Here is a 24,869-nt window from a genome sequence, read left to right as displayed (position 1 = left end):
AAGTCAGCCGTGTGACGCTGTCGCGCGTCGTTCGGCATGTAGCCCCAGCATATACATCGCGACCGTCGCCCCCGCAATGGCGGTGATGTCGGCATGATCGTAGGCGGGCGACACCTCAACGACGTCGGCGCCGCGGATATCGAGCTGGTGCAGCCGCTGCAGCACCGAAAGGATCTTGGCGCTGGACGGGCCACCCGAAACCGGCGTGCCGGTGCCGGGCGCATAAGCCGGATCCAGGCAATCGATATCGAAGGTCAGGTAGGCCGGCGCACCCTTGGTGTGCGAAATGATCATCGATGCGATCTCGGCCGCGCTCATCTCCTCGACCTGATGGCCGTAGAGAATATTGATGCCGAAATCGTCAGGCGCATGCGTGCGGATGCCGATCTGGATAGAACGGTCAGGATCGATGATCCCATCGCGGACCGCGCGCGCCACGAAGGAGCCATGGTCGATCCGTTTGCTGTCGTCGAACCACGTATCCTGGTGTGCGTCGAACTGCACCAGCGCCAGCGGGCCGTGCTTGGCCGCATGCGCCTTGAGGATCGGCCAGGTCACATAGTGGTCGCCACCGAGCGTCAGCATGAAGGCGCCGCTATCGACGATCGTCTTTGCTTGCTTTTCGATCGCGGCCGGCGTCTCATGATGGTTGCCATAATCGAGCAGGCAGTCGCCGTAGTCGATGACCGCCATATGTTCGAACAGGTCGCGGTTGAAGGGATACTGGGGGTCGTTGTCGAAGATAGCCGAAGCCCGGCGGATCGCCTGAGGCCCGAAGCGCGTCCCTGGCCGGTTGGACGTCGCGGCATCGAAAGGGATACCCCAGACAACCACGTCGGCGCCAGTCAGGTCCTTCGTGAAGCGGCGACGCATGAAGGACAACGCTCCGGCAAAGGTTGGATCCGTTGCCGCCGAGGTGAGGCTCGTTGCCGTGAAAGCATGATCGATCGACTTGTTCGCCAAGTGAATACTCCTTCTCGCAGGCATCAAGGAGTATGTGGCTCGATCCTCAAATGCAACAATATCCGACGGTTATCAGATGACGGATCGATGAAGATTGCCGGATCGCTGCCAACGGCGACACGGATCGTGCCGCCGTTGCTCTCGGCGAGCCCTAGGCGCCCATCTTGCTCATTCGGCCTTTGGCCGTATAGGGCAGGGCGAACATATAGAGACCGCTGAACAGCAGCAGGAAGAGCGGAGGCAGCGGCGAGTAGGTCAGCCAGTCGGGTGCCTCACCGAACGGCCTGACTGCAAAATTGGCAATGACAGTCAGTGTAAACAAAATCGAGAGCCATCGATGGCCCTGTCTGATCCATGCACTCATGTTCTGCTCCTCCTTCCAGAATAACGTTCAATCGCGGGCGCTTTGCCGGCGAAATCAATCATTGCGCGCCAGCGCCTCTCCAAGATTGTCGAAGAAACGTTGCCAGCCATGCTTGGCGCCCGCGTAGGCCTGCTGCTGGTCTGGGCGGAAGCCGGACTGCTCCATCCGCAGATGCGTGCCGCCACTGGTCGGCGTCAGGGTCCAGGTGACAACACTCTCGAGACCATAGGCGTTCCAGGTATAGGAGAGCGTGCTGATCGGGGCGATTTCAAGAACCGTGCAATCCACCGAGCCCCAGTCCGCAGTCAGTTTGAAACGGTGATCCCTCACAGGCGCAAAGTCGTTCTTCATCAGCCATTCGGCGATAAGGTGCGGTTGCGTCAGGGCGCGCCACGTCTTCTCCTGCGAAAACGGCAGCTGCCGTTCGACGACGACGGAACGTGTTTCGGTCGATGTATCGTTCATTGGTCCATCCTTTTCAGCAAGTCTTCGAGTTCGTCGAACTTCTTTTCCCAAAAGCCGGTCATCTCGGTTGTCCAGTCGGCCAGCGGAACGAGGGCGCCGGGCTGAGCGCTGTAGTGGGTCTGGCGGCCGTCCTGACGGTCGCGGACGAGGCCGGCCCGCTTGAGATTCGCGAGATGCTTCGAAACCACCGGCTGCGACACGCCGGCATGCGCCGTCAGGGCGCTGACGGTCTTCTCGCCCTCGCGGCAAAGTCGCTCGAAGATACCGCGCCGTGTGGGATCGGCGAGTGCGCGAAATAAATTGGGCTGGCGTTCAGACATGCGTAATTCATACCCGGTTGGCTATTAATTGACGTATAGCCGTATGGGTATGAATGTGTCAAGCAGTGGGTTGACCGGTGGCGGGAGATGGAAGCGCAATCTTGCTCTTGTCCGGAGAACGAGAGGCGATGCCGGCTTGCCTATTGATCAAGCACGGTGAGCGCCGGGCACAAAAAAAGGCCGGGCAAAGCCCGGCCTTCCAAAGTCCGAAATCCGAAGCGATTAACGCTTGGAGAACTGGAACGAACGGCGGGCCTTGGCCTTACCGTACTTCTTACGCTCGACAACGCGGCTGTCGCGGGTCAGGAAGCCACCCTTCTTCAGGACCGAGCGCAGGCCCGGTTCGAAGTAGGTGAGTGCCTTGGAAACGCCGTGACGAACGGCACCGGCCTGGCCGGAAAGACCGCCGCCTGCAACCGTTGCGACGATGTCGAACTGGCCGTCACGGGCAGCAGCAACGATCGGCTGACGCAGAATCATCTGCAGAACCGGACGTGCGAAGTATTCCGTGAATTCCTTGCCGTTGATGACGATCTTGCCGGAGCCCGGCTTGACCCATACACGGGCAACGGCGTTCTTGCGCTTGCCGGTCGCGTAGGAACGGCCAAGCGAGTCAACCTTGCGGACGTGAACCGGAGCCGAAGCTTCGGTAGCCGTGCCGAGATCCTTCAGGGAGGAGAGGTCAGCCATTCTTAGGCGCTCCTTACGTTCTTCTTGTTCAGCTTGGCGACGTCGAGAGCGACAGGCTGCTGTGCTTCATGAGGATGGTTGGAACCAGCGTAGACGCGGAGGTTCTTCATCTGGCGACGACCGAGCGGGCCACGCGGAACCATGCGCTCAACAGCCTTCTCGAGAACGCGCTCCGGGAAGCGGCCTTCGATGATCTGACGAGCGGTACGCTCCTTGATGCCGCCTGCGTAACCGGTGTGCCAGTAGTAAACCTTGTCGGAGTACTTCTTGCCGGTGAATACGACCTTGTCGGCATTGATGACGATGACGTTGTCGCCGTCGTCAACGTGGGGCGTGAAAGTTGCCTTGTGCTTGCCGCGCAGACGCATAGCGATGATGGAAGCGAGACGACCAACAACGAGCCCTTCGGCGTCGATGATGACCCACTTCTTCTCCACCTCTGCAGGCTTCTGGGAGAAAGTTGCCATAGTAGTTACTCTCTTTTGGATCCCTTGTGCCCGAAGGCGAAAGGGCGTTTCTTGTTGCTTGATTTGGGAGCCCGAAGGCGCACCAAAAAGAAAGCAGCCGGGAAGGGCTGCGATCTGACGCGGTGTATAAGGCCTGTCGCGAATACGGTCAATATCGCGGCGAATGGTGCCACGAAAAACAATGAAGCGAAATCAAACACTTAGATATGTGGTAATTTGATACCTCAATTTTCTCGAGGCGGAATCGAGTATGTTGCCGTCGCATGGGCGACTAGATGCTCCGGATCGCCCTGAAAAATCGAAGCTTCAATGACGGCAAGGCGCCTGCCGAGCTTCAGGATTCGGCATGTGCAGACCGTCGGCTGCAACCGAGGCAGTCGCAGGAAGTTGATGTTGAGATTGGTGGTCACGGCCAGCGCCACGGGGCCGATGTGGGCAATCACAGCCACGTAGGCGGTCACGTCGGCCAGTGTAAACAGGGCAGGACCTGACAGGGTTCCACCGGGTCTCAGGTGTCGGTCGGAAGGGTCGAGCCGTATGGAGGCCCGACCCGGCGCTATTTCGGTTACCACCATCATGCGGCCATCGGCGTGGATCTGTGGAAAATCCGCGTCGAGAAATCGGTGGACCTCGTCGATTGTCATCACTGGTTGCATTGCTTCTCCTCGAAATCCCAGGCCGCTTGTGGCAAAACTGTTGGTACGAAGCAAACATGCAGGAGTTCAGCCATGGCAGAAGTCGTATCGTTTCGAACGGATGCAAGCAAAGCGAATGGTGGCGCATTGGTGATCCGCCAGCTTTCCGATGGCATATTGCGGCTGACGCTCAACAATCCTCCGGCCAATGCGCTGTCGATCGCCGTTCTCGAGACGCTGATGGGCGAATTGCAGAACGCTGCCGAAAACGACGATGTCCGCATCGTGATCATTGCTTCGACCGGGACCGTTTTTTCCGCCGGTCATGACCTCAAGGAGCTGACGGAGCATCGTGGCGACGCGGACGGCGGCGTTGCCTTCTTCGAGGAGACATTTGCTCTTGCCGCGGATCTGATGATGGAGATTGCGCGACTGCCCAAGCCGGTGATTGCCGAAGTCGATGGTCTGGCCACGGCCGCCGGCTGCCAGCTTGTCGCCTCCTGCGACCTCGCGATCTGCACAGATACGGCCACCTTCTGCACCCCAGGCGTCAACATCGGGCTCTTCTGCTCGACGCCGATGGTTGCGATCTCGCGTGCGGCTCACCGCAAGCAGGCGATGGAAATGCTGCTGACCGGCGAAACGATCGACGCATCGACGGCGAAGGACTTCGGCCTCGTCAATCGCATCGTCCCCAAGCAGTATCTGACGCAGGTCGTCACCAAATATGCTTCGGTGATCGCCGGGAAGTCCCCGCTGACGCTGAGGATCGGCAAGGAAGCCTTCTACCGCCAGCTCGAAATGCCCGTCGAGGAGGCCTATGGCTATGCCGCGCAGGTGATGGTCGAGAATATGCTGACCGCGGATGCGGAGGAGGGGATTGGCGCCTTCCTGGGCAAGCGGATGCCGGAGTGGACGGGGGAATAGCCAACGGCTACCCCAGCTTCAGGATCAATCCCCCCATGGCGATGATCACGCCGGCGAGATAGCGCCACGGGCTCGCTTTTTCTTTCAGGATCACAACTGAAATGATGAGGGCAAAGAGGATCGACGTCTCCCGCAGGGCGGCAACCGTTGCCACCGGGGCCTTGGTCATGGCCCAGAGTGCCAAGCCATAGGAGGCGATCGAGCCGCCGCCGCCGATCAATCCACGCCACCAGTTGTAGCGGACATGAACCGCAACGGCGAAAAGCCCGCGGCGCCAGATCGCCCAGGAAAAGAGAAGCACGGGCGGGAGCAGCGACATCCACAGCGTATAGGAAATTGCGTTGCCGGATAGTCGGGCGCCGATGCCGTCGACATAGGTATAGGTCGCAATGACGAAGGCATTGGCGAGAGCGAGCCGAATGGCATGACCGCTTCCCTTCCGGGCCTCGCAGGCCAGCGTCAGGATGCCGGCACAGATCGTCATGGTGCCAATCAGGGCGCCGCCGGACAGCGTTTCGCCGAGGATGACGCCGCTTGTCGCGACGATCAGGAGGGGCGCGCAGCCTCGCATCAGCGGATAAACCAGGCCGATGTCGCCAGCCCGATAAGCACCGGCAACCAGCTGGAAATAGATGAACTGCAGGATCGCCGAGGCCCCGATGAATGGCCACGATGCGGATGCCGGCATCGGCAGCAAGGCCAGGAAGGGTAGCGCGCAGGCGGCGCCGCCTGCGGAAACGAGGCTGGCATCGAGCGACTTGTCGGTGCCGGCCTTGATGAGGGCATTCCACGTTGCGTGGAGCAACGCCCCGAATAGGACGAGAAGGATGATATCTAGCGGCAAGAATGGACTACCGGATGGTGTAAGAAGAGCGATGGAGACGGTTGTTACGCCCTGCCGGAGAAAAAGCAATCGCAATATGGGCTGCGCTGAAAAGCGCTCGTTTGGCCGATGCTGGCAGGAGTGCAACTTGCGGCTTATCTCGGCTCAACGCAAAAATGATGGGCGTACACCAAAAGCCGATCGAACGAGCCTAGTCCATTCAACTATGCGGTGTTTCTAACATATGCGTGAACAAATACGGACATAAACAGGTTATACACAGAACAGTGATGCGGATGGCGTTAACAATTTCTGGCTGTGTGACAAAGCTGTCACAATCGATCTCCTCGCTGATCATGAGGATATATACAATAGGTTGTGCCAGAAAGGCTAAGCTCCCGGCCTTTCCAAACGTCGCTCGAAGGAATTACAGCGAATTGTTTGGTATGATAAATGTCCCGTCCAGGTTGTCTATGTTCTGGCAATTCAGAACAGGGCACTGCGGATTGTCCTTGGTCGGAATACGCGTCCACTCGGCATATTTGTTCGCGTCGCAAAAGCGGCTGTTGCGGATATAACGATCGAAAAGTGCCATGCCGCGAACCCGCGTCGAGGGGTAGCGGAAGATCACGGCGCCTTCGTTGTGAATGGCCGCGCGCGCCCTGTCGCAGGTTATCGTCAGCGAATTGTAGCGCGAGATCGCCATGGCCGGCGATGCAGCCAGAACGGTCGCTGCAACAAAAAGAACTGTCTTTCTCATCACCATATCCTCCAGGGCGTCATCGTGCCTATATACGATCAACTTCGCCGTTGGTTTCGTATCTTGCTAAACCGAGGCGAGATAACACAAATATGGCCGCATTCCTGAGGATGCCCAGCATGAATCACGACAAATACGACGACAGCTATATTCTCGACATCTTGCATTCGGTGAAGACGATCGCCTTGACCGGCGCATCGCCCAACCCGGCGCGCCCCAGCAACGGCGTGATGGGCTATCTTCTGTCGCGCGGCTATACTGTCATACCGGTCAATCCGGGGCAGGCGGGCAAGGCCATACACGGGCAGACCGTTAATGCTCGCCTATCGGATGTCCCCGTTGCGGTGGACATGGTCGATGTCTTTCGCGCGTCGCAATATCTGTCCGAGGTCGTCGATGAGGCGTTGGCCATGCAACCGCGGCCGAAAGTGATATGGGCGCAGCTTGGCGTCCGCGATGATGCGGCGGCCGAACGAGCCGAGGCTGGCGGGATCAAGGTCGTCATGAACCGCTGCCCGGCCATCGAGTATCCGCGCCTTCTGGGGTGAGTGCGAGAAAATTTTCCGCCAAACGCCTTTCGGTTGAAACGGATAGCAATTAACTTTTCGAGATCGTCCGCTATGCTCCGCCCCATTCTATTGAAAAGTATGGGAGGACTGCATGAGCAATAACGATCCAGGTTTTAATACGTTGGCGATTCACGCTGGGGCCAAGCCAGACCCCGCAACCGGTGCCCGTGCGACACCGATTTATCAGACGACGGCATATGTCTTTAACGATGCGGACCATGCGGCTGCCTTGTTCGGCCTGCAGCAGTTCGGAAATATCTATACGCGCATCATGAACCCGACGCAGGCCGTGCTTGAAGAGCGCGTTGCGGCACTGGAGGGTGGCACCGCGGCGCTCGCCGTAGCCTCGGGTCATGCGGCGCAGATGATCGTTTTTCACACCATCTTGCGGCCCGGCGAGAATTTCGTCGCCGCCAAGCGCCTCTACGGCGGTTCCATCAACCAGTTCGGCCATGCCTTCGATAATTTCGGCTGGCAGGTTCGTTGGGCCGATCCGGCAGATCCTGCAAGCTTCGAAAGCCAGATCGACGAAAAGACCCGTGCGATCTTCATCGAGAGCTTGGCGAACCCCGGCGGCACGTTCGTCGACATCGCGGCGATTGCGGAAGTCGCCCACAAGCACGGTCTGCCGCTCATCGTCGACAACACGATGGCCAGCCCCTATCTCATTCGCCCGATCGAGCACGGCGCCGACATCGTCGTTCACTCGCTGACCAAGTTCCTCGGTGGCCACGGCAATTCGATGGGTGGCATCATCGTCGATGGCGGCACGTTCGACTGGTCGAAGTCCGGCAACTACCCGATGCTGTCGAGCCCTCGGCCGGAGTACAACGGCGTCGTGCTGCATTCGACCTTCGGCAATTTCGCCTTTGCAATTGCATGCCGCGTCCTTGGCTTGCGCGATCTCGGCCCGGCAATTTCGCCGTTCAATGCGTTCCTGATCCTGACCGGTATCGAGACGCTGCCGCTTCGCATGCAGCGTCACAGCGAAAATGCCGCTGCCGTGGCGAAATGGCTGAAGGCGCACAGCAAGATCGCCTGGGTCAACTATGCCGGCCTGGAGGATGACCCGAACCACGCCCTGCAGAAGCGCTATTCCCCGAAGGGTGCGGGCTCGGTCTTCACCTTCGGCGTGAAGGGCGGCTACGAAGCAGGCAAGTCGCTCGTCGAAAATCTCCAGCTCTTCTCGCACCTCGCCAACATCGGTGATACCCGCTCGCTCGTCATCCACCCAGCATCGACCACGCATCGCCAGCTGACGGATGAGCAGAAGATCGCGGCCGGCGCCGGCCCTGATGTCGTTCGTCTGTCGATCGGTATCGAGGACGTGAAGGACATAATCGCCGACCTCGAGCAGTCGCTCGCCAAGGTCTGAAGCCTCTGAGTTTCAGAAGCACAACGTCGGGCTCCAGCCACTGGCTGGAGCCCGATTTCGTATCTGGCCATGCCACCCGCCCGGTCCTCACGCTACGCGTTGCGACTACCGTGGACAATTAACGCCGGCATTTACTGTTACGTACTTGCGTGAAGTGGCCGCGCCACCACAATCCCACCATCGCCCAGACTGAGCGCTGCGCACCCTCGGATTTCGGCGGTGATGTGCCTATTCCTCTCAAGGATCTTGGATGATGAGTATCGTAGACGTATTCGCCTGGATCGTGCTGATCGTTCTCGTTGCCAGTACTGTGGCCGTCATTGTCTTTCTCGCAATGTTGCCAGGGATGATCGCAAAGCGGCGCAACCATCCCTGGGCCGCTGCCGTCACCGTGGGCGGTTGGGTGACGCTGTTCTTCGGCTTTGCCCTTTGGCCGCTGGTGCTGATCTGGGCACACGTCGACGCGCCGCGGGCTGCGAACGCGGAGAAGGCGCAATGATCGTTGTCCTGCTGAACGTCTATTTGGTCATCCTGTTCTGCCTCGTGAAATTCTGCATTGTTCGGTTCAACCTGTTCTGGAAGATCTCGCCGGTCATCGTCTTCCTGTTGCTGCTGATCGGCCTTTTCATTCCGATGAACTGGGGCGCGCCGCAGGGTGCGGCCCTGGTTGTCCGCAACTCGGTGGCAATCGTTCCTGATGTGGCAGGCGAGGTGGTCGATGTTCCGGTGAAGGCGAACACGCCGCTGAAGGCCGGCGACGTCCTCTTCCGTATCGACCCCGTTCCCTATCAGGCGAAGCTGGACGCGCTCGCGGCGCAACTCGAGCTCGCCAAGCTGCGGTTATCGGAAACAACGAGGCTGCGCACGACCGGTGCCGGTCGCGGTTTCGATGTCGAACAGGCCCAAGCCGAAGCCGACCAACTCGCCGCTGAAATCACCGAGGCGAAATGGAACCTCGACAAGACGGTGGTGCGAGCCCCAGCTGACGGATACGTGACCAACGTGGCGCTGCGGACCGGCGCACGGGTCTCCAGCCTCCCACTGTCGCCCGTCATGGCGTTCATAGATACCTCCGAGACGATCATCGGCGTCGAGGTTCCCCAGATCGATGCGCGCTATCTGGAACCTGGCCAGATGGCCGAGATCACCTTCAAGTTCATGCCGGGCAAGGTCTATACCGGGAAGGTGGAAAGCATTCTCCAGGCCGTATCGACAGGACAGACGCAGACGTCCGGCTCTGCGGTGACATCAAAGGCCATTCAGAATCTGCCGCTGGTCGTCCGGATCAAGCTGGATGACGATAGCATTGCGGGCAGGCTTCCCGCCGGGAGCACAGGCACGGCGGCGATCTATACGAGCCATGTCGAGGCCGCGCATGTCATCAGAAAGGTGCTACTGCGACAGATCGCGATAACCAACTATATCAATCCTTTCTAGCTCGGCGGTGAACCGCCTTGCTTTTTGTTCATCGGCTGGGCGACAGTGACAAATCGACAAACCGTAACGGGTCTTGCGGCGCGGGCGCACGCGATCCGCACTGCGCTACGAATTTCATCGCCGGGCGGGCGGTCGCGCGTCCTGGCGGAACAACAGAGGTCCCATGGCGAACTACATCACTTTCGACATCAGCGACGCCGAAGCGGAGCACGGCGCTCCGGAGGCCGACCGCATTATTTCCGGCAATCCTCAGTTCAGGACGTGGAATCTCGAAGACGTCGATGGCGTTCTCTACGCGGGCATATGGGAAGCGACGCCGGGCAAATGGCGCGTCGCCTACGATGAATGGGAATATTTCAACGTATTGTCCGGTCATTCGATCGTGACCGAAGATGGTGGCGACGCCGTTCAGCTTCGAGCGGGCGACCGAATGGTCCTCAGGCCGGGCTTTAAGGGGACCTGGGAAGTCGTTGAAACGACTCGCAAGGACTATGTGATCAGGCTGTAGCCAACCGACCGTCGCGCACTCACCTTTGGGTTCGCTGCGCGTTGGCGGTGGCGACATCCTCGGATGCGTGGTCAGCGCTGGCAAATGCGCGGGCGAAGTTCGGCGATGAGATCAGGTCCATGGTCTGCCGAAGCGCCTCAGACGCTTCCTTTCCGAACGCTGCGTCGAAGCGGGCCTGCGCGTCTCGCCACAAGATGTTCGTCTTCGTCCAGAGTTCGTTGCCGGCATCTGTCAGGCGCACGCGTTTCACGCGGCGGTCCTGCGCGTCCGGCACGAGTTCCACGAGGCCATCGCGCAAGAGTGGCTTCAGCGTGTGGCCGAGTGCGGAGAGGTCCATGACCATGGTTTCGGCCAGCAGCTTCAGCGGCGTCTCTTTTCCGATCTTGATCTGGGTCAGCAATGTGTACTGGGTGATCCTCAGCCCGCTCGGCGCAAGGATATCTTCGTAAAGCTGGCCAAGCTGGCGGGACGCACGTTTCAGTGCCCCGTTGCTGCAGTAGCTCCACACGCCTGGCTCTTGTCTTTTTTCATTCATCTCGTTGCCTCCGCGGCTGTTGTCCTCCGTGCGTTGACGATCAGTCAATCGCAGCGACCGCAATTTTTGAATGAAAGCCCTTGCACAATCGCGATCATGGATCAATATAGTGGCATATACCAGTAAATTCCAAAAACCGAAAGGAATGCTGCAATGTCCCGCTCCAATCTCGGAACTGCCCTCGTAACCGGTGCCTCGTCCGGCATCGGCGCCACCTATGCCGATCGCCTGGCCAAGCGCGGTTATGACCTGCTGCTGGTCGCGCGCGATGCCGGTCGCCTCTCTGCGCTGGCGGAAAAGTTGGCGAAGGAGCAGGGCGTGCAAGTGAATGTGCTGCGCGCCGATCTCACGGAGAAAGCGGATGTGCGTGTGGTCGAGCAGCGCCTGCGCGAGGACGAGACCATCACTTTGCTCGTCAACAACGCCGGCGTTGGCCCCAAGGGCAAGCTCCTCGCTGACGATGCCGATTATCTGGAAAAGATGATCGAACTGAACGTCGTCGCGGTAAACCGCCTTGCCGTCGCCGCCGCCCAGGCATTTGCCGCAAGGGGCAGGGGAGCGATCGTCAACATAGCCTCGGTGGTCGCCTTCATCCCGGAGCAGTTCAACGGTACCTACAGCGCCACCAAGGCCTTCGTGCTCAACCTTACCCAGGGCATCCATGCCGAAACGGCGGAGAAAGGCGTCAAGGTCCAGGCTGTCCTGCCGGGACTGACGCGGACGGAGATTTTCGAGCGCGCTGGCCTGTCGACCGACGCCTTCCCGCCATCAATGGTGATGGATGTCACCGACATGGTGGATGCTGCTCTTGCGGGCCTCGATCAGGGCGAGCTGGTGACGATCCCGTCGCTGCCGGACGATCAGGACCTGGTTGCGCTGAACGCGGCGCGCATGGCGCTGCGGCCCAATCTCTCGCGCGACAAGCCGGCTGTCCGCTACGGCGTCGCCGCCGGTTGAAAGACCCGCATCTGGTGCAGGCGGCCCTTCATTCGCCGCCACCCGATTGAGCAAAGTCGGCCCGGACAATGCCGTGCCGCTGCAGCTTGTCGTAAAAGGTCTTGCGCGGAATGCCGAGGTCGGCAATCGTCCGCCTCACGTCGCCTCCGTTGGCGTCGAGAGTCTCGCGGATGATGCCGGCCTCATATCGCTCCATGCGATCGGGGAGTGGCAGGGGGCCGTCCTCCACCGCTGCCGCGCGGACCATGCCCCCCGCGGCCTGCTCTACCCCAAGCACGAAGCGTTCGGCAAAGTGGGAAAGCTCGCGCACGTTGCCCGGCCAGCTGTGATCCCGCAGATGGCGATGGACCGCTGCTGACGCTGTCGGCACATCGCGTTTGAACCGATTCCCGGCTCGCTCGGCAAAATAACCGAAGAGAAGCGGGATATCGTCGCGCCGGTCTCTCAGTGGCGGAATGGAGATCGTCACGACATTCAGCCGGTAGTACAGATCCTCACGAAAGCTGCCTCGCTCCTTGGGGTCCCCAAGATCGATCTTCGCGGCGGCGACGACACGAAGGTCCACGGGCCTGACGTCATTCGTGCCGAGAGGCGTGACCTCGCGCATCTCAAGCACGCGCAGCATCTGCACCTGTGTCGATGGCGGCATGCTCTCGATTTCGTCAAGAAACAGCGTGCCGCCACTCGCATGCTCGATGCGGCCGACGCGCTTCTTCTGCGCGCCGGTGAAGGCTCCCGCCTCATGCCCGAAGAGTTCGCTTTCGATAACTGTCTCGGGCAGGGCGCCGCAGTTGAGCGCGACGAAGTTGCCAGCTGCCCGGCGGCTCCATTGATGCAGGAGGCTGGCAACAACCTCCTTGCCGCTGCCAGTTTCCCCTGTGACAAGAACATCGACGTCGGTATCCGCGATCTGGCGCAGCGTTCGGCGCAACCGCTCCATCGCCGGCGTCTGGCCGATCAGGGGGAGATCGTCGCGAACCTGCTCGCTGGCTTTGCGCAGGGCACGGTTTTCCAGGATCAGGCGGCGTTTCTCGACAGCCCGGCGAACGCTTTGCACCAGCCGGTCGGCCGGAAACGGCTTAGTAATGAAGTCGTAGACGCCGTCCTGAATGGCCTTCACCGCCATGGGGATGTCGCCATGGCCGGTCATCAGGATGACCGGCAGGTCGGCATCCTGATGCCGCACGCGGTTGAAAAGTTCCAGCCCGTCGATTTGCGGCATCCTGATATCAGAGACCACGATCCCGGCGAAATCGGCATCGAGCGCCGCCAGAGCATCGCTCGCTGCGGAAAACGCTGAGACGCTGAACCCGGCAAGCTCCAGCGTTTGCTTGGTTGCCCGGAGGAGCTCCTTGTCGTCGTCGACAAGATAGATCGGTGCTGCGTCGGTCATGATGTCACCTTCACGAGATGAACTGTAAACTTGGTGCCATCGGCACTGCTGGAGACATCGATGCGCCCTCCATAGTCGGCGACGATGTCCTTGGCGATCACGAGGCCGAGCCCCAGGCCCTTTTCCTTCGAGGTGTTGAACGGAGTGAAAAGCGAGTTCAGAATTTCAGGCGGTATCCCGGGGCCATTATCGGCAACGGTGATCGCGACCTCGGCCGCCGTTTCCGCGACTGAAATCTCCACCTTGCCGCCGCTGCGGCCATCGAGAGCTTCGAGCGCATTCTGGAAGAGATTGATGAGGATCTGCTCTAGCCGGACCCGGTTGCCGAGAACGCGTAGGCCGGACGGCGCCGGCTGAATGACAAGCGCATCCAGCTGGCCAGAAAAGCGGCTCTTCAACAGAACAACGGCTCCGTCGATGACATCGCGCAAGATGACTGGTTCCGGCGCCGTCCGGCCCTTGCGTGCGAAGGCCTTCAGTTCCTCGGTGATCGTGCCGATGCGCTCCGTCAGAGCCGCGATCGCTTCCAGATTTTCCTGAACCGGCTCCGTCTGCTTCCGGTCGAGGAAAACGCGTGCGTTGTCGGCATAGGCGCGGATGGTGGCGACGGGCTGGTTGATCTCGTGGGCCACGCCTGCCGCAACCTGTCCCAGGATGGCGAGGCGGTTTGCCTGCACAAGGTCCTGTTGCACACCCTGCAATCGAGCCTCCGTGTCCCGGTGATCGGAAATCTCCGCCTGAAGGCGGTCGCGTGCGCGGCTGAGATCGACCGTACGCTCCTCCACGCGTCGCTCCAGCTCTTCACGCATCGCCTGTTCCACCGCGATCGTCATTGCCGCGACCTGCCGTCGTCGCAGAAGAAAAGCGGCCACTGCAAGAATGGGAAGGAGTGCGGCGAGCGTCAGAAGACGCGCCTCTCTCACCGCCGACGCAATCGGCGCTGCGGTCGGGACAAGATATTCAAGTCGCCAGGGCGTCGTCGGCACCGCCGCGAAAAGCCGCAAATATTCCGCCTCGCCGCTGCCGGGAAGAACAGCGGAAACCAGTGCGGTCTCTGTATCGATGTTTCGCGGACGCATGATCGGCAACGGCGTCAGCGGTGCGTCGCCGAACTGGAGGCTGTTGCGAATGGATGTAAGGTCTTCCTGCGGGATGGGTGTCGCCGTCATGAAGCGCCACGACGGGATGCTGGTGATGAGAACGACCCCATGATCATCGGTGACATAGACGGGTCGCCGTGCGTCGCGCCAGTCATCCTCGAGCCGGTCGAACTCCAGCTTGACGACCACGACACCGAGCGGCTTCGTCTCGTTGCCGACACGGCGCGAGATATAGAGCCCGGGTCGCTTGCTGACGCTGCCGAGTGCGAAATGCTCGGCCGTGCCCTGTTCCATCGCCCGCTGGTAATAGTCGCGAAAGGTATAGTCGTTTCCAACGAAGCTGACCGGCTCCCGCCAGTTGCTCGAGGCGATGGCGATGCCATCGGTGCCGATGACGTAGAGGACGGCAGCCTGCGTGCCCGATACGAGGCGTTCCAGCTTGCGGTTCAAGATGTCGACGGCGTCGGGCTTGGACGATGACAGCGCATCCAGAACCTGCTGATCCTCCGCCAGCAGGAAAGGCAGCGCGCGAGGCCGCTCAAGCACGGCATTCAACAACGCGACCTTCAGTCCGGCATCGCTGCGGCTCTGGTTTTCGAGTGCCTCGATCGCCGAGCGGCGCCCATAGAATTCCGCGCCGACAAAACCTGCCGAAAGCAGGGCGAGCGCGAGGCAGGCGAACACGATCCAGCTTCGCCGCGCCTGCCGGCCAGCCTTCATCACAAGTTGGAAGTCCGCGATCTGGGTAGGCGAGGTCATCTCCAACCTTGTGCGTAATTTCGCACGTCCGTCAAATGAATTTGTGCGGAATGTCGCCTAATTCCCGCAACTGGATCTCTGTTGAATCAAAAAGAATGTTTAAAATCATAGCCCTGTCGTCCCGTCCGTGAACTGGCACGCGCGTTGCAAAAGATCAGCAAACAGCACGCGCTGTTGATCGATCAACGAAACTGCCCCGGGAGGCCGATCTGGTTTGGGGCGCGATGGAGGACACTATGGGTGTAGCACTTCCAACCGCGCAGGTGCGCGGCAAGGTTCCATTTTATCGGCATCTCTACGTTCAGGTTCTTGCTGCCATTGCGGCGGGCATCCTGCTCGGCCACTTCTATCCTGACATCGGCACGGCGCTGAAGCCGCTCGGTGATGCCTTCATCAAGCTGGTGAAGATGATCATTGCGCCGGTTATCTTCCTTACCGTCGCAACGGGTATTGCGGGCATGTCGGACCTGCAGAAGGTCGGTCGCGTCGCCGGCAAGGCGATGCTCTACTTCCTCGTCTTCTCGACGCTTGCACTCGCCGTCGGACTTGTCGTTGCCAATGTCGTGCAGCCGGGCGCAGGGATGCACATCGATCCGGCGACGCTCGATGCCAAGGCTGTCGCCAGCTATACGGAAAAGGCCCATGACGCGACCGTCACCGGCTTTCTCATGAACATCATCCCGAACACCATCGTGGGCGCATTCGCGGATGGTGACATTCTGCAGGTGCTGTTCTTCTCGGTTCTGTTCGGCATCGCGCTGGCCATGGTCGGTGATCGCGGACGTCCGGTCGTCGATTTTCTGCAGGCACTGACCGCACCGGTGTTCAAGCTGGTGGCCGTGCTGATGAAGGCCGCCCCGATCGGCGCGTTCGGTGCGATGGCATTCACGATCGGCAAATACGGTATCGGCTCCATCGCCAATCTCGCGATGCTGATCGGCACGTTCTATCTGACGTCGATCATCTTCGTGATCGTCGTGCTCGGTGCCGTCGCTCGCTATAACGGCTTCTCGATCCTGGCGCTGATCCGCTACATCAAGGAAGAGCTGCTGCTCGTCCTCGGCACATCTTCGTCCGAAGCGGCTCTGCCGGGCCTGATGCAGAAGATGGAACGCGCCGGCTGCAAGCGCTCGGTCGTCGGCCTCGTTATCCCGACCGGCTATTCGTTTAACCTCGACGGCACCAATATCTACATGACGCTGGCGGCGCTCTTCATCGCCCAGGCAACGGACATTCACCTGTCGCTCGGCGATCAGATCCTGCTGCTGGCGGTAGCGATGCTGAGTTCCAAGGGCGCTGCCGGTATCACCGGTGCCGGCTTCATTACGCTCGCGGCCACGCTGTCGGTCGTTCCGTCGGTTCCGGTCGCCGGCATGGCCCTCATCCTTGGCATTGACCGCTTCATGTCAGAATGCCGCGCATTGACCAACTTCGTCGGCAATGCGGTTGCTACCGTTGTTGTTGCCCGCTGGGAAAATGAACTCGACCGCGAAAAGTTCGCTGCCGCCATGGCTGGCCAGCTGCCGGAAGAGCTCGATCAGCCGGTTCCGGTGCTGCAGGCGGCCGAATAAGGCAAACGAACCAACGAACAGCCTGCCGTCACCGCGGCAGCTGTGCCTCCCAAGGCGGATGGCCGCACTCCCGAAGGGGAGTGCGGTCGTTTTATTTGGTCGGCCAGCTGAGATCGAGCCGGTCCAGGCCATGGAAGTGATAGACGTCCTTCACCTTTGGCGTCTCGGCGATCTTCAGGCCGGGCAGGCGTTCGAACAGGATCGGCAGCACGACATTGAGCTCCAGGCGTGCGAGCGGTGCGCCGATGCAGAAGTGGATGCCGGCGCCGAACGACAGGTTGGGCGCCTCGTTGCGGCCGGGCGTGAACGTCAGCGGGTCAGTGAACTTCGCAGGGTCGAGATTCGCCGCCGCCAGGATCAGGCTGACCTTGTCTCCGCGCTTGAATGAAATGCCGTCGATTTCGACAGGCTCAAGCGCCCAGCGCTGGAAAATGTGGACGGGCGCACAGATGCGCAGCGTTTCTTCCACCGTCCGTTCGGTCGTCGCTTCGTCCTTGAAGAGTGCTGCGGGGTCTAGGCCGCTGTCGAGGATCATGCGGACGGAGTTGCCGATCTGGTGGACCGTCGCTTCGTGCCCGGCGTTCAACAGAACGATCGTCGTCGACACGAGTTCGTCCTCGGTGAGGTACTGCCCCTTGTGTTCGGTGTGGATCATGTGCGTCAGCAGGTCGTCCCGCGGATTGGCGCGTCGTTCCGCGATCACGGTTTTCACGTAATCCGAGAATTCCTTGGCCGCCTTGTCGGCGCCGTCCTCGTCGGCACGCGTCCGGCCGAAGAGGTACATGCGAATATAGGCGTGCGACCATTTCAGCAGTTGCGGCCCCATCTCTTCCGGGATGCCGATCATGCGGGCGATCATCGTGACCGGAATGATGTCGGCGAAGGCCGAAAGCAGCTCGACTTCACCACTCTTCTCGAATGTGTCGATCAGCCGGTTGGCCAGCTCGGCAAGCTCGGGTTTCATTTTTTCGACGTGGCGGGAGACGAAGGCGCGATTGACGAGCGTTCTTAGCCGCGTGTGTTCAGGCGGCTCCAGCTCGAGCAGGGAGAAGCGTTCGGCGAGGTCGAAGTTTGCGACGTGCTGGTCGGGCTCGGGCAGGCCGAGTTCTTCGCGGCTCGCGATATGCAGGATCTGACGGCCGAAGCGGCGGTCGCGCAACAGGGCGTTCACATGGTCGTAGCCAGTGAAGAACCATTGCTTCTGCTCTTCCCAATAGAAGGTCGGACAATGAGCGTGCAACGCCGCATAGGCGGCGTTGGGGTTGCCGTAGAAGGCTGGATTGCTGGCGTCGAGAGAGACGCGACGAGTGGCGGGATCGATCGAAATAAAAGGCGGTATCATCATATTTCGAGGCTTAGCGGATTTGCCGAGCCTCGAAAAGAGCGCGCGCCGTTCAACCTCTGGAAAGCGATCCGACCCGGCGAAGCGCGTGGACTTGGTCGTCGACGGTCGGGACAAGCTCACCGCGCCGGTGATCCGGCTCTACCGGCGCGGGTGCGGCCGCTTCCGTCTCTCCGAAGATCACGGTGCAGTTTCGCCCGGCACCCTTGGCCGCGTACAATGCGCGATCGGCAGCGGAAACCAGCTTGTCCATGTTCGCTTCCACCGGCGGTGCGATCGCTACGCCAATGCTGACGGTGGCGGGAATGATCGCGTCGCCGGTACTGATGGGAGCGCGACAGAATTCGGTCCGCATCGCTTCGGCAAGTGCTTCGGCTTCCGTCTGGTCCCCGACGCTCGCAAACGCTGCGAACTCTTCGCCACCCATGCGTCCGAAGGCGCCGGTTGGCACGTATTGGCGTGTCATGCGAGCAAAGGCAGTCAGGACGACGTCGCCTGCCTGGTGGCCGAAGCGATCGTTGATACGCTTGAAGTTGTCGAGGTCGAACAGCAACACCGCAACCTGCCGCCCTTCTTCGAAGGCACGCAATCTGATCGGGTCGAACTGCCCGAACAGACCGCGTCGGTTCAAGACGCCGGTCAGTGTGTCGGTCAGGCTGAGCAACCGCAATTGGCGCTCGGAACGCTCCATGATGACCCGCGCGGTCAGGGCGCAGGCAAGCGTCAGAAGGAATGCCGTGCCCATGGCGGCTGCGCCGGCGTAATTGGCTGCCTGTACATCCGTGGGCGCCGCGATAGCCATGATCACGGCTGTACTGAAGCAGAGGCCACTCTGGGCGAGGAAAAGCACCGCCAGTTTGGCGCGCGTCGGCTCGGCCTGGAGATTCGGTCCGTTTATAGCCATGAGGAGCGAAGTCGCTCCGGCCGCGGAGGCAAGATTGTAAAGAATGACGCGGTTGGGGTAGTCCTCGTTCACCCAGGGCAGGAAGATACCCGCGACCCATATCAGAGGAGGGAGGAAGATCCACCACTCCATCTTCCGCTTGTCGAGCGCGAGGTAGCCCGCCGCCCATGCACTCTGGCCGGTCAAGGCAATCGCGTTGCCGAGCTCGATCGAGAGGAAGTCGGCAATGTGGCCGCGCAATGCCACCATCGCGAAACCGATGGCGCTGAGCAGAAAGCCATAGCCCCAGTAGAGATAGGATTTGTTGCGGACATCATGGCGCCAGGCCATGAAGGCCACCAGGGCGAGCGTCATGGCCTCTGAGCACCAGATGGCCAGACCCGTTGTAACATTGAACACGGCAATACCTCTTGTTGGCCGCATACTCGCCGAAGTTACTGGTGACTTCCTTAATCGCCCGCCGCCCGTCGATGGCCGGCGCCATTTATCCGGCGATAGGCTTTCCGTGAGGTAAACGCTGCACACTGTGAGGGCAGGATTTAGCATTCCTTCATCTTGCTGCAGAGAAAAGCTGTGCGGCAGCACGACGGCGGATCGCTATTGTCGACAGTTTCGAACAATACGCTCGCCAGCAGGCCCAAGTGATTCCACATGGATGCCCGCCCTCTTAACGTTATCCGCTGGCGCGTCTTGAAGAGAAGGGTAGGGAAGTTCTATGTAGGGAGAAGGCATTTTCTTTGATTCCCGGCGTCGGGCCGGAAAGACGTTGACAAAGGACGCACATGAGAAACCCAGTCGATACCGCTATGGCCCTCGTGCCGATGGTTGTGGAACAGACCAATCGCGGTGAACGCTCCTACGACATCTATTCGCGCTTGCTCAAGGAACGCATCATCTTCCTGACGGGCCCGGTCGAGGATCACATGGCGACGCTCGTTTGCGCCCAGCTTCTCTTCCTCGAGGCCGAAAACCCGAAGAAGGAAATCGCGCTCTACATCAATTCTCCTGGTGGCGTTGTGACCGCAGGCATGGCGATCTACGACACGATGCAGTTCATCAAGCCGGCCGTGTCGACGCTCTGCATCGGTCAGGCCGCGTCGATGGGCTCGCTGCTTCTGGCGGCTGGCGACAAGGACATGCGCTTCGCTACACCGAACTCCCGCATCATGGTTCACCAGCCGTCCGGTGGCTTTCAGGGTCAGGCGTCGGACATCGAGCGTCATGCGCGCGATATCCTCAAGATGAAGCGCCGCCTCAACGAAGTGTACGTCAAGCATACCGGCCGCACGTACGACGAAGTTGAAAAGACGCTCGATCGCGACCATTTCATGGATGCAACGGAAGCTCGCGACTGGGGCGTTATCGACAAGGTTCTGACGTCGCGCGCCGAAATCGAAGGCGACGCGGCCTAGTGAGAACTAGGGATGGTGTTTTATCCGCCACAGTTCTATCTCATTTGTGATCGAACAAGGGAATAAACCCGGTGGCGGGTGAGGCAATCTCAAGTATTAATGCTATGTTGAATTTTTATGACATAGCATTCGGCATTCGAAGGGGAATTCGTTGCCACCGGAACCAGGACAGCATAGCTTGGACCCGGTTCGTACCCCTTAACGGCCCTGGCCGGCTGGAACTCCAAGAGTGGAGTAGGCCAATGAGTGGACCGTCATTTCACCTTGAAATGCGGCGTGCTGGAAGGAAAGTGATATGAGCAAGGTCAGCGGCAGCAACGGCGGCGACTCCAAAAACACCCTCTATTGTTCGTTCTGCGGAAAGAGCCAGCACGAAGTCCGGAAGCTTATTGCCGGGCCGACAGTTTTCATCTGCGATGAATGCGTCGAATTGTGCATGGACATCATTCGCGAAGAGAACAAGTCCTCGATGGTCAAGTCCCGCGACGGCGTTCCCACGCCCCAGGACATCATCAAGGTTCTCGACGAATACGTCATCGGTCAGCGCCAGGCGAAGAAGATCCTGTCGGTTGCCGTTCACAACCATTACAAGCGCCTCGCACATGCGTCGAAGAACGGCGAAGTCGAGCTGGCGAAGTCGAACATCATGCTGGTCGGTCCGACCGGTTGCGGCAAGACCTATCTCGCCCAGACGCTCGCTCGCATCATCGACGTTCCCTTCACAATGGCCGATGCGACGACGCTGACGGAAGCCGGCTATGTCGGTGAAGACGTCGAAAACATCATCCTGAAGCTTCTGCAGGCTGCCGACTACAACGTCGAGCGTGCGCAGCGCGGTATCGTCTACATCGACGAAGTCGACAAGATCTCGCGCAAGTCGGACAATCCTTCGATCACCCGCGACGTGTCGGGCGAGGGCGTTCAGCAGGCGCTTCTGAAGATCATGGAAGGCACCGTTGCCTCGGTACCGCCGCAGGGCGGCCGCAAGCATCCGCAGCAGGAATTCCTGCAGGTCGACACGACGAACATCCTGTTCATCTGCGGCGGTGCGTTTGCTGGTCTCGACAAGATCATCTCCGCTCGCGGCGAGAAGACCTCGATCGGCTTCGGCGCGACGGTGAAGGCTCAGGACGATCGCCGCGTTGGCGAAGTGCTGCGCGAGCTCGAGCCGGAAGATCTGGTCAAGTTCGGCCTCATCCCCGAGTTCATCGGTCGTCTGCCGGTTCTGGCAACCCTCGAAGATCTCGACGAGGATGCGCTGATCCAGATCCTGTCGGAACCGAAGAACGCGCTCATCAAGCAGTATCAGCGCCTGTTCGAGATGGAAGACGTGGAACTGACCTTCCACGAGGACGCTCTTCGCGAAATCGCCCGCAAAGCGATCACCCGTAAGACCGGCGCCCGCGGTCTTCGTTCGATCATGGAAAAGATCCTGCTCGACACGATGTTCGAACTTCCGACCCTGGAAGGTGTACGCGAGGTCGTGATTTCCGACGAGGTCGTACGCGGCTCAGCCCGTCCGCTGTACATCTACGCGGATCGTCAGGACGAAAAGGCGAACGCCTCGGCCTAACGCCTTATCGATGTCTTTACGATACGAAGCGTGATTTTTAGGGGCTTGCCGTCGGCAGGCCCCTTTCTATTTGAAAAACCATGCACGGCACTGATAAATCTTGCTTATGAAGTCCGAAACCACCTCCGTTGCCGTTGCGAATTCACGCGCCCTTGGCAATTATGGAATGATTCCGTTGGTGTGTTTCGACTTTGTATTTTAGTCGGTTCGGAAGTGGTCAGCGCCGGTCCAGCGTAGCGCGCCATAGTGCAGGTGTTCCGTTGTAGCATAGCTGTCATGTCCAGGGGGACGCGGGCCATGGCACTGCTTGAAAAGCGTAGTCAGAACCTCCACTTGTGTCTCAAGTGAGAGTGCGGCCGGTCCAAGCGGCCGTGCCAGAAGAGCCCGGCAACGGGACGATGGAAAGGAAATAAAATGACGAAGAAAACGTCAGCTGCGAGCAGCACCCCATATCCGGTTTTGCCTCTGCGCGACATCGTGGTTTTTCCGCATATGATCGTGCCGCTGTTCGTTGGTCGTGAGAAGTCGATCCGCGCGCTTGAAGAAGTCATGGGTTCCGACAAGCAGATCATGCTCGTCACGCAGATCAATGCGAGCGATGATGATCCGGAACCGTCGGCCATTCACAACGTCGGCACCGTCGCCAACGTCTTGCAGCTGCTCAAGCTTCCTGATGGTACCGTGAAGGTTTTGGTCGAAGGGCGCGCCCGCGCCGAGATTGATACCTACACCGATCGCGAGGATTTCTACGAAGCGCTCGGCCATGTTCTCGAAGAACCGCATGACGATCCGGTCGAGCTCGAAGCGCTCAGCCGCTCGGTCGTCTCCGAATTCGAGAGCTACGTGAAGCTCAACAAGAAGATCTCTCCTGAGGTCGTTGGCGCCGCCAGCCAGATCGACGACTATTCGAAGTTGGCCGATACGGTTGCCTCGCACCTGTCGATCAAGATCACCGAGAAGCAGGAGATGCTGGAAACCACCAGCGTCAAGGCTCGCCTCGAAAAGGCGCTCGGTTTCATGGAAGGTGAGATCTCGGTCCTTCAGGTCGAGAAGCGTATCCGCTCGCGCGTCAAGCGCCAGATGGAGAAGACCCAGCGCGAATACTACCTGAACGAACAGATGAAGGCGATCCAGAAGGAGCTCGGCGACGGCGAGGAAGGCCGCGACGAGATGGCCGAACTGGAAGAGCGCATCTCCAAGACCAAGCTGTCGAAGGAAGCCCGCGAAAAGGCTGATGCCGAGCTGAAGAAGCTGCGGCAGATGAGCCCAATGTCGGCTGAGGCGACTGTGGTCCGGAACTATCTCGACTGGCTGCTCGGCATTCCGTGGGGCAAGAAGTCGAAGATCAAGTCGGATCTCAACAACGCTGAAAAGATCCTCGAAGCCGATCACTTCGGTCTCGACAAGGTCAAGGAACGCATCGTCGAGTATTTGGCTGTCCAGGCTCGTGCGACCAAGATCAAGGGTCCGATCCTGTGCCTCGTTGGCCCTCCGGGTGTCGGCAAGACCTCGCTCGCCCAGTCGATCGCCAAGGCGACCGGCCGTGAGTATGTCCGCATGGCTCTCGGCGGCGTTCGCGACGAAGCTGAAATCCGCGGTCACCGCCGCACCTATATCGGCTCGATGCCCGGCAAGGTCATCCAGTCGATGAAGAAGGCGAAGAAGTCCAACCCGCTCTTCCTGCTCGATGAAATCGACAAGATGGGCCAGGACTTCCGTGGTGATCCGTCTTCGGCTTTGCTCGAAGTGCTCGATCCGGCACAGAACTCGACCTTTATGGACCACTACCTTGAGGTCGAATACGATCTGTCGGACGTGATGTTCATCACGACGGCGAATACGCTGAATATCCCTGCGCCTCTGATGGACCGCATGGAAGTCATCCGTATCGCCGGCTACACCGAGGACGAAAAGCGCGAAATCGCCAAGCGGCACCTGCTGCCGAAGGCCATCAAGGAACATGCGCTGCAGCCGAATGAATTCTCGGTCAGCGACGATGCCCTGATGGCGATCAGCCAGCAGTACACCCGCGAAGCCGGTGTCCGTAACTTCGAACGCGAATTGATGAAGCTCGCGCGCAAGGCGGTTACCGAGATCATCAAGGGCAAGACGAAGTCCGTTCATGTGACGGCCGAAAACATCGACGACTATCTGGGCGTTCCGCGCTTCCGCCACGGCGAAGCCGAACGCGAGGATCAGGTCGGTGTCGTCACTGGTCTGGCCTGGACGGAAGTCGGCGGCGAACTGCTGACGATCGAAGGCGTCATGATGCCGGGCAAGGGTCGCATGACCGTGACCGGCAACCTGAAGGAAGTCATGAAGGAATCGATTTCGGCGGCGGCATCTTACGTCCGCTCGCGCGCTGTCGATTTCGGCATCGAGCCTCCGCGCTTCGACAAGAGCGACATCCACGTGCATGTGCCGGAAGGTGCGACGCCGAAGGATGGCCCGTCGGCCGGTGTTGCCATGGCAACCGCGATCGTCTCGATCATGACCGGTATTCCGGTCGACAAGAACGTGGCAATGACGGGTGAAATCACCCTGCGCGGTCGCGTACTGCCGATCGGTGGTCTGAAGGAAAAGCTGCTTGCAGCGCTTCGCGGCGGTATCAAGAAGGTGCTGATCCCGGAAGAGAACGCCAAGGACTTGGCGGAGATTCCGGATAACGTGAAGAACAACATGGAGATCATCCCCGTTTCCCGCATGGGCGAGGTGATCAAGCATGCCCTGGTCCGCAGACCGGAGCCGATCGAGTGGGATGGAACGGTGGAAACGCCGGTCATCGCGACGGTCGAAGGGCTCGATGAAACTGGCGCAACCATAGCTCACTGAGCCTTGTTTGCCACATTCGTGCCCAATTGCTTAAAAACCCTGAAAAGGCTGGCGTTTTCGCCAGCCTTTTTTTGTGAAAACCATGTGTAGACGCTTGCATTTCCTTGATTTGCAGGGTCTTTGGGGTGCGGCGGGCCTGATGAACCTTATTCTGTGCCAGCTTATAGATTTGAGTCGTTTCGAACCAT

25 protein-coding genes are annotated in these 24,869 nt (G+C 59.8%); 11 read left to right on the top strand and 14 right to left on the bottom strand.

Features of this window, described 5'->3' with window-relative positions; translation table 11 throughout:
- Window positions 1-3: 3 nt before the first annotated feature.
- From speB to QTL94_RS05235, 7 genes are all read right to left on the bottom strand, one after another.
- Window positions 4-963 carry an agmatinase gene (speB, locus tag QTL94_RS05265; protein WP_289800822.1) on the bottom strand — a complete coding sequence of 320 codons (960 nt, stop codon included), beginning with the start codon at window positions 961-963 and terminating at the stop codon, window positions 4-6.
- Between the two features lie 151 nt (window positions 964-1,114).
- Complete coding sequence (locus QTL94_RS05260) at window positions 1,115-1,327, bottom strand: hypothetical protein (RefSeq protein WP_113522509.1); 213 nt, start codon at window positions 1,325-1,327, stop codon at window positions 1,115-1,117.
- Window positions 1,328-1,381: 54 nt separating this feature from the next.
- Window positions 1,382-1,792, bottom strand: a complete 411-nt coding sequence (locus QTL94_RS05255; RefSeq protein ID WP_065690169.1) for an SRPBCC family protein — start codon at window positions 1,790-1,792, stop codon at window positions 1,382-1,384.
- Window positions 1,789-2,112, bottom strand: coding sequence for an ArsR/SmtB family transcription factor (locus QTL94_RS05250; protein WP_289800821.1), 324 nt, complete (start codon window positions 2,110-2,112; stop codon window positions 1,789-1,791). The genes QTL94_RS05255 and QTL94_RS05250 overlap by 4 nt, the downstream gene beginning before the upstream one ends.
- Before the next feature lie 222 nt (window positions 2,113-2,334).
- Window positions 2,335-2,802 carry a 30S ribosomal protein S9 gene (gene rpsI / locus QTL94_RS05245; RefSeq protein WP_113522507.1) on the bottom strand — a complete coding sequence of 156 codons (468 nt, stop codon included), beginning with the start codon at window positions 2,800-2,802 and terminating at the stop codon, window positions 2,335-2,337.
- Window positions 2,803-2,804: 2 nt separating this feature from the next.
- Window positions 2,805-3,269, bottom strand: a complete 465-nt coding sequence (gene rplM / locus QTL94_RS05240) for a 50S ribosomal protein L13 (protein ID WP_065690171.1) — start codon at window positions 3,267-3,269, stop codon at window positions 2,805-2,807.
- Window positions 3,270-3,493: 224 nt separating this feature from the next.
- The gene (locus tag QTL94_RS05235; RefSeq protein WP_289800820.1) at window positions 3,494-3,925 is read right to left on the bottom strand and encodes a PaaI family thioesterase; all 432 of its coding nucleotides are present in this window, start codon (window positions 3,923-3,925) and stop codon (window positions 3,494-3,496) included.
- A 72-nt stretch (window positions 3,926-3,997) separates the two neighbouring features.
- On the opposite strand from QTL94_RS05235, the gene QTL94_RS05230 reads away from it, so the two are divergent.
- Window positions 3,998-4,831, top strand: a complete 834-nt coding sequence (locus QTL94_RS05230) for an enoyl-CoA hydratase (RefSeq protein WP_289800819.1) — start codon at window positions 3,998-4,000, stop codon at window positions 4,829-4,831.
- A gap of 7 nt (window positions 4,832-4,838) precedes the next feature.
- Here the strand turns inward: QTL94_RS05230 and QTL94_RS05225 are convergent, their stop codons facing one another.
- Together QTL94_RS05225 and QTL94_RS05220 are read right to left on the bottom strand one after the other, a co-directional pair.
- Window positions 4,839-5,675, bottom strand: coding sequence for an EamA family transporter (locus QTL94_RS05225; protein WP_289800818.1), 837 nt, complete (start codon window positions 5,673-5,675; stop codon window positions 4,839-4,841).
- A gap of 406 nt (window positions 5,676-6,081) precedes the next feature.
- Window positions 6,082-6,414: a hypothetical protein gene (locus QTL94_RS05220; RefSeq protein ID WP_065690175.1), complete on the bottom strand. Its 333-nt coding sequence runs from the start codon at window positions 6,412-6,414 to the stop codon at window positions 6,082-6,084.
- Between the two features lie 119 nt (window positions 6,415-6,533).
- Here QTL94_RS05220 and QTL94_RS05215 point away from each other — a divergent pair, with 119 nt between their 5' ends.
- From QTL94_RS05215 to QTL94_RS05195, 5 genes are all read left to right on the top strand, one after another.
- Window positions 6,534-6,962 (top strand): CoA-binding protein, encoded by a 429-nt coding sequence (locus QTL94_RS05215; RefSeq protein ID WP_289800817.1) that lies wholly within the window; start codon window positions 6,534-6,536, stop codon window positions 6,960-6,962.
- 112 nt (window positions 6,963-7,074) lie between these two features.
- Window positions 7,075-8,358 carry an O-acetylhomoserine aminocarboxypropyltransferase gene (locus QTL94_RS05210; RefSeq protein WP_113522503.1) on the top strand — a complete coding sequence of 428 codons (1,284 nt, stop codon included), beginning with the start codon at window positions 7,075-7,077 and terminating at the stop codon, window positions 8,356-8,358.
- 253 nt (window positions 8,359-8,611) lie between these two features.
- Window positions 8,612-8,857 (top strand): DUF3302 domain-containing protein, encoded by a 246-nt coding sequence (locus tag QTL94_RS05205; RefSeq protein ID WP_289800816.1) that lies wholly within the window; start codon window positions 8,612-8,614, stop codon window positions 8,855-8,857.
- Window positions 8,854-9,795, top strand: a complete 942-nt coding sequence (locus tag QTL94_RS05200; RefSeq protein ID WP_289800815.1) for an HlyD family secretion protein — start codon at window positions 8,854-8,856, stop codon at window positions 9,793-9,795. Before QTL94_RS05205 ends, QTL94_RS05200 begins: the two co-directional genes overlap by 4 nt.
- A 163-nt stretch (window positions 9,796-9,958) precedes the next feature.
- Window positions 9,959-10,303: a cupin domain-containing protein gene (locus QTL94_RS05195; protein ID WP_289800814.1), complete on the top strand. Its 345-nt coding sequence runs from the start codon at window positions 9,959-9,961 to the stop codon at window positions 10,301-10,303.
- 19 nt (window positions 10,304-10,322) lie between these two features.
- Here QTL94_RS05195 and QTL94_RS05190 read toward each other — a convergent pair whose 3' ends face one another.
- A complete protein-coding gene (locus QTL94_RS05190; RefSeq protein ID WP_289800813.1) occupies window positions 10,323-10,838 on the bottom strand; it encodes a MarR family winged helix-turn-helix transcriptional regulator in 516 nt (171 codons plus the stop codon).
- Between the two features lie 153 nt (window positions 10,839-10,991).
- On the opposite strand from QTL94_RS05190, the gene QTL94_RS05185 reads away from it, so the two are divergent.
- On the top strand, window positions 10,992-11,795 hold the full coding sequence (locus QTL94_RS05185; RefSeq protein WP_289800812.1) for an SDR family NAD(P)-dependent oxidoreductase: 804 nt from the start codon (window positions 10,992-10,994) through the stop codon (window positions 11,793-11,795).
- Window positions 11,796-11,823: 28 nt separating this feature from the next.
- Here QTL94_RS05185 and QTL94_RS05180 read toward each other — a convergent pair whose 3' ends face one another.
- Together QTL94_RS05180 and QTL94_RS05175 are read right to left on the bottom strand one after the other, a co-directional pair.
- Window positions 11,824-13,188 carry a sigma-54-dependent transcriptional regulator gene (locus tag QTL94_RS05180; RefSeq protein WP_289800811.1) on the bottom strand — a complete coding sequence of 455 codons (1,365 nt, stop codon included), beginning with the start codon at window positions 13,186-13,188 and terminating at the stop codon, window positions 11,824-11,826.
- Window positions 13,185-15,047, bottom strand: a complete 1,863-nt coding sequence (locus QTL94_RS05175) for a sensor histidine kinase (protein ID WP_289800810.1) — start codon at window positions 15,045-15,047, stop codon at window positions 13,185-13,187. The genes QTL94_RS05180 and QTL94_RS05175 overlap by 4 nt, the downstream gene beginning before the upstream one ends.
- A 236-nt stretch (window positions 15,048-15,283) precedes the next feature.
- Between QTL94_RS05175 and QTL94_RS05170 the strand changes: the two genes are divergently transcribed.
- A complete protein-coding gene (locus QTL94_RS05170) occupies window positions 15,284-16,618 on the top strand; it encodes a dicarboxylate/amino acid:cation symporter (protein WP_198928764.1) in 1,335 nt (444 codons plus the stop codon).
- A 91-nt stretch (window positions 16,619-16,709) separates the two neighbouring features.
- On the opposite strand, the gene QTL94_RS05165 is transcribed toward QTL94_RS05170, so the two are convergent.
- Entirely contained in the window at window positions 16,710-17,963 is a 1,254-nt protein-coding gene (locus QTL94_RS05165; protein ID WP_289800809.1) for a cytochrome P450, read from the bottom strand.
- A gap of 49 nt (window positions 17,964-18,012) precedes the next feature.
- Window positions 18,013-19,263 carry a GGDEF domain-containing protein gene (locus QTL94_RS05160; RefSeq protein ID WP_289800808.1) on the bottom strand — a complete coding sequence of 417 codons (1,251 nt, stop codon included), beginning with the start codon at window positions 19,261-19,263 and terminating at the stop codon, window positions 18,013-18,015.
- 383 nt (window positions 19,264-19,646) lie between these two features.
- Here QTL94_RS05160 and clpP point away from each other — a divergent pair, with 383 nt between their 5' ends.
- The 3 genes from clpP to lon all read left to right on the top strand — a co-directional run bounded on the left by clpP (window position 19,647) and on the right by lon (window position 24,681).
- Window positions 19,647-20,276 (top strand): ATP-dependent Clp endopeptidase proteolytic subunit ClpP, encoded by a 630-nt coding sequence (clpP, locus tag QTL94_RS05155; protein ID WP_065694114.1) that lies wholly within the window; start codon window positions 19,647-19,649, stop codon window positions 20,274-20,276.
- A gap of 295 nt (window positions 20,277-20,571) precedes the next feature.
- On the top strand, window positions 20,572-21,849 hold the full coding sequence (clpX, locus tag QTL94_RS05150; protein WP_065694115.1) for an ATP-dependent Clp protease ATP-binding subunit ClpX: 1,278 nt from the start codon (window positions 20,572-20,574) through the stop codon (window positions 21,847-21,849).
- Between the two features lie 414 nt (window positions 21,850-22,263).
- Window positions 22,264-24,681, top strand: coding sequence for an endopeptidase La (gene lon / locus QTL94_RS05145; RefSeq protein WP_065694116.1), 2,418 nt, complete (start codon window positions 22,264-22,266; stop codon window positions 24,679-24,681).
- Window positions 24,682-24,869 lie beyond the last annotated feature (188 nt).

The sequence above is a fragment of the Rhizobium sp. S96 genome, assembly GCF_030382195.1.
Classification (GTDB): domain Bacteria; phylum Pseudomonadota; class Alphaproteobacteria; order Rhizobiales; family Rhizobiaceae; genus Rhizobium.
The sequence above is the reverse complement of the archived record's forward strand: the minus strand, read 5'-3'. Positions and strand labels throughout refer to the sequence as shown.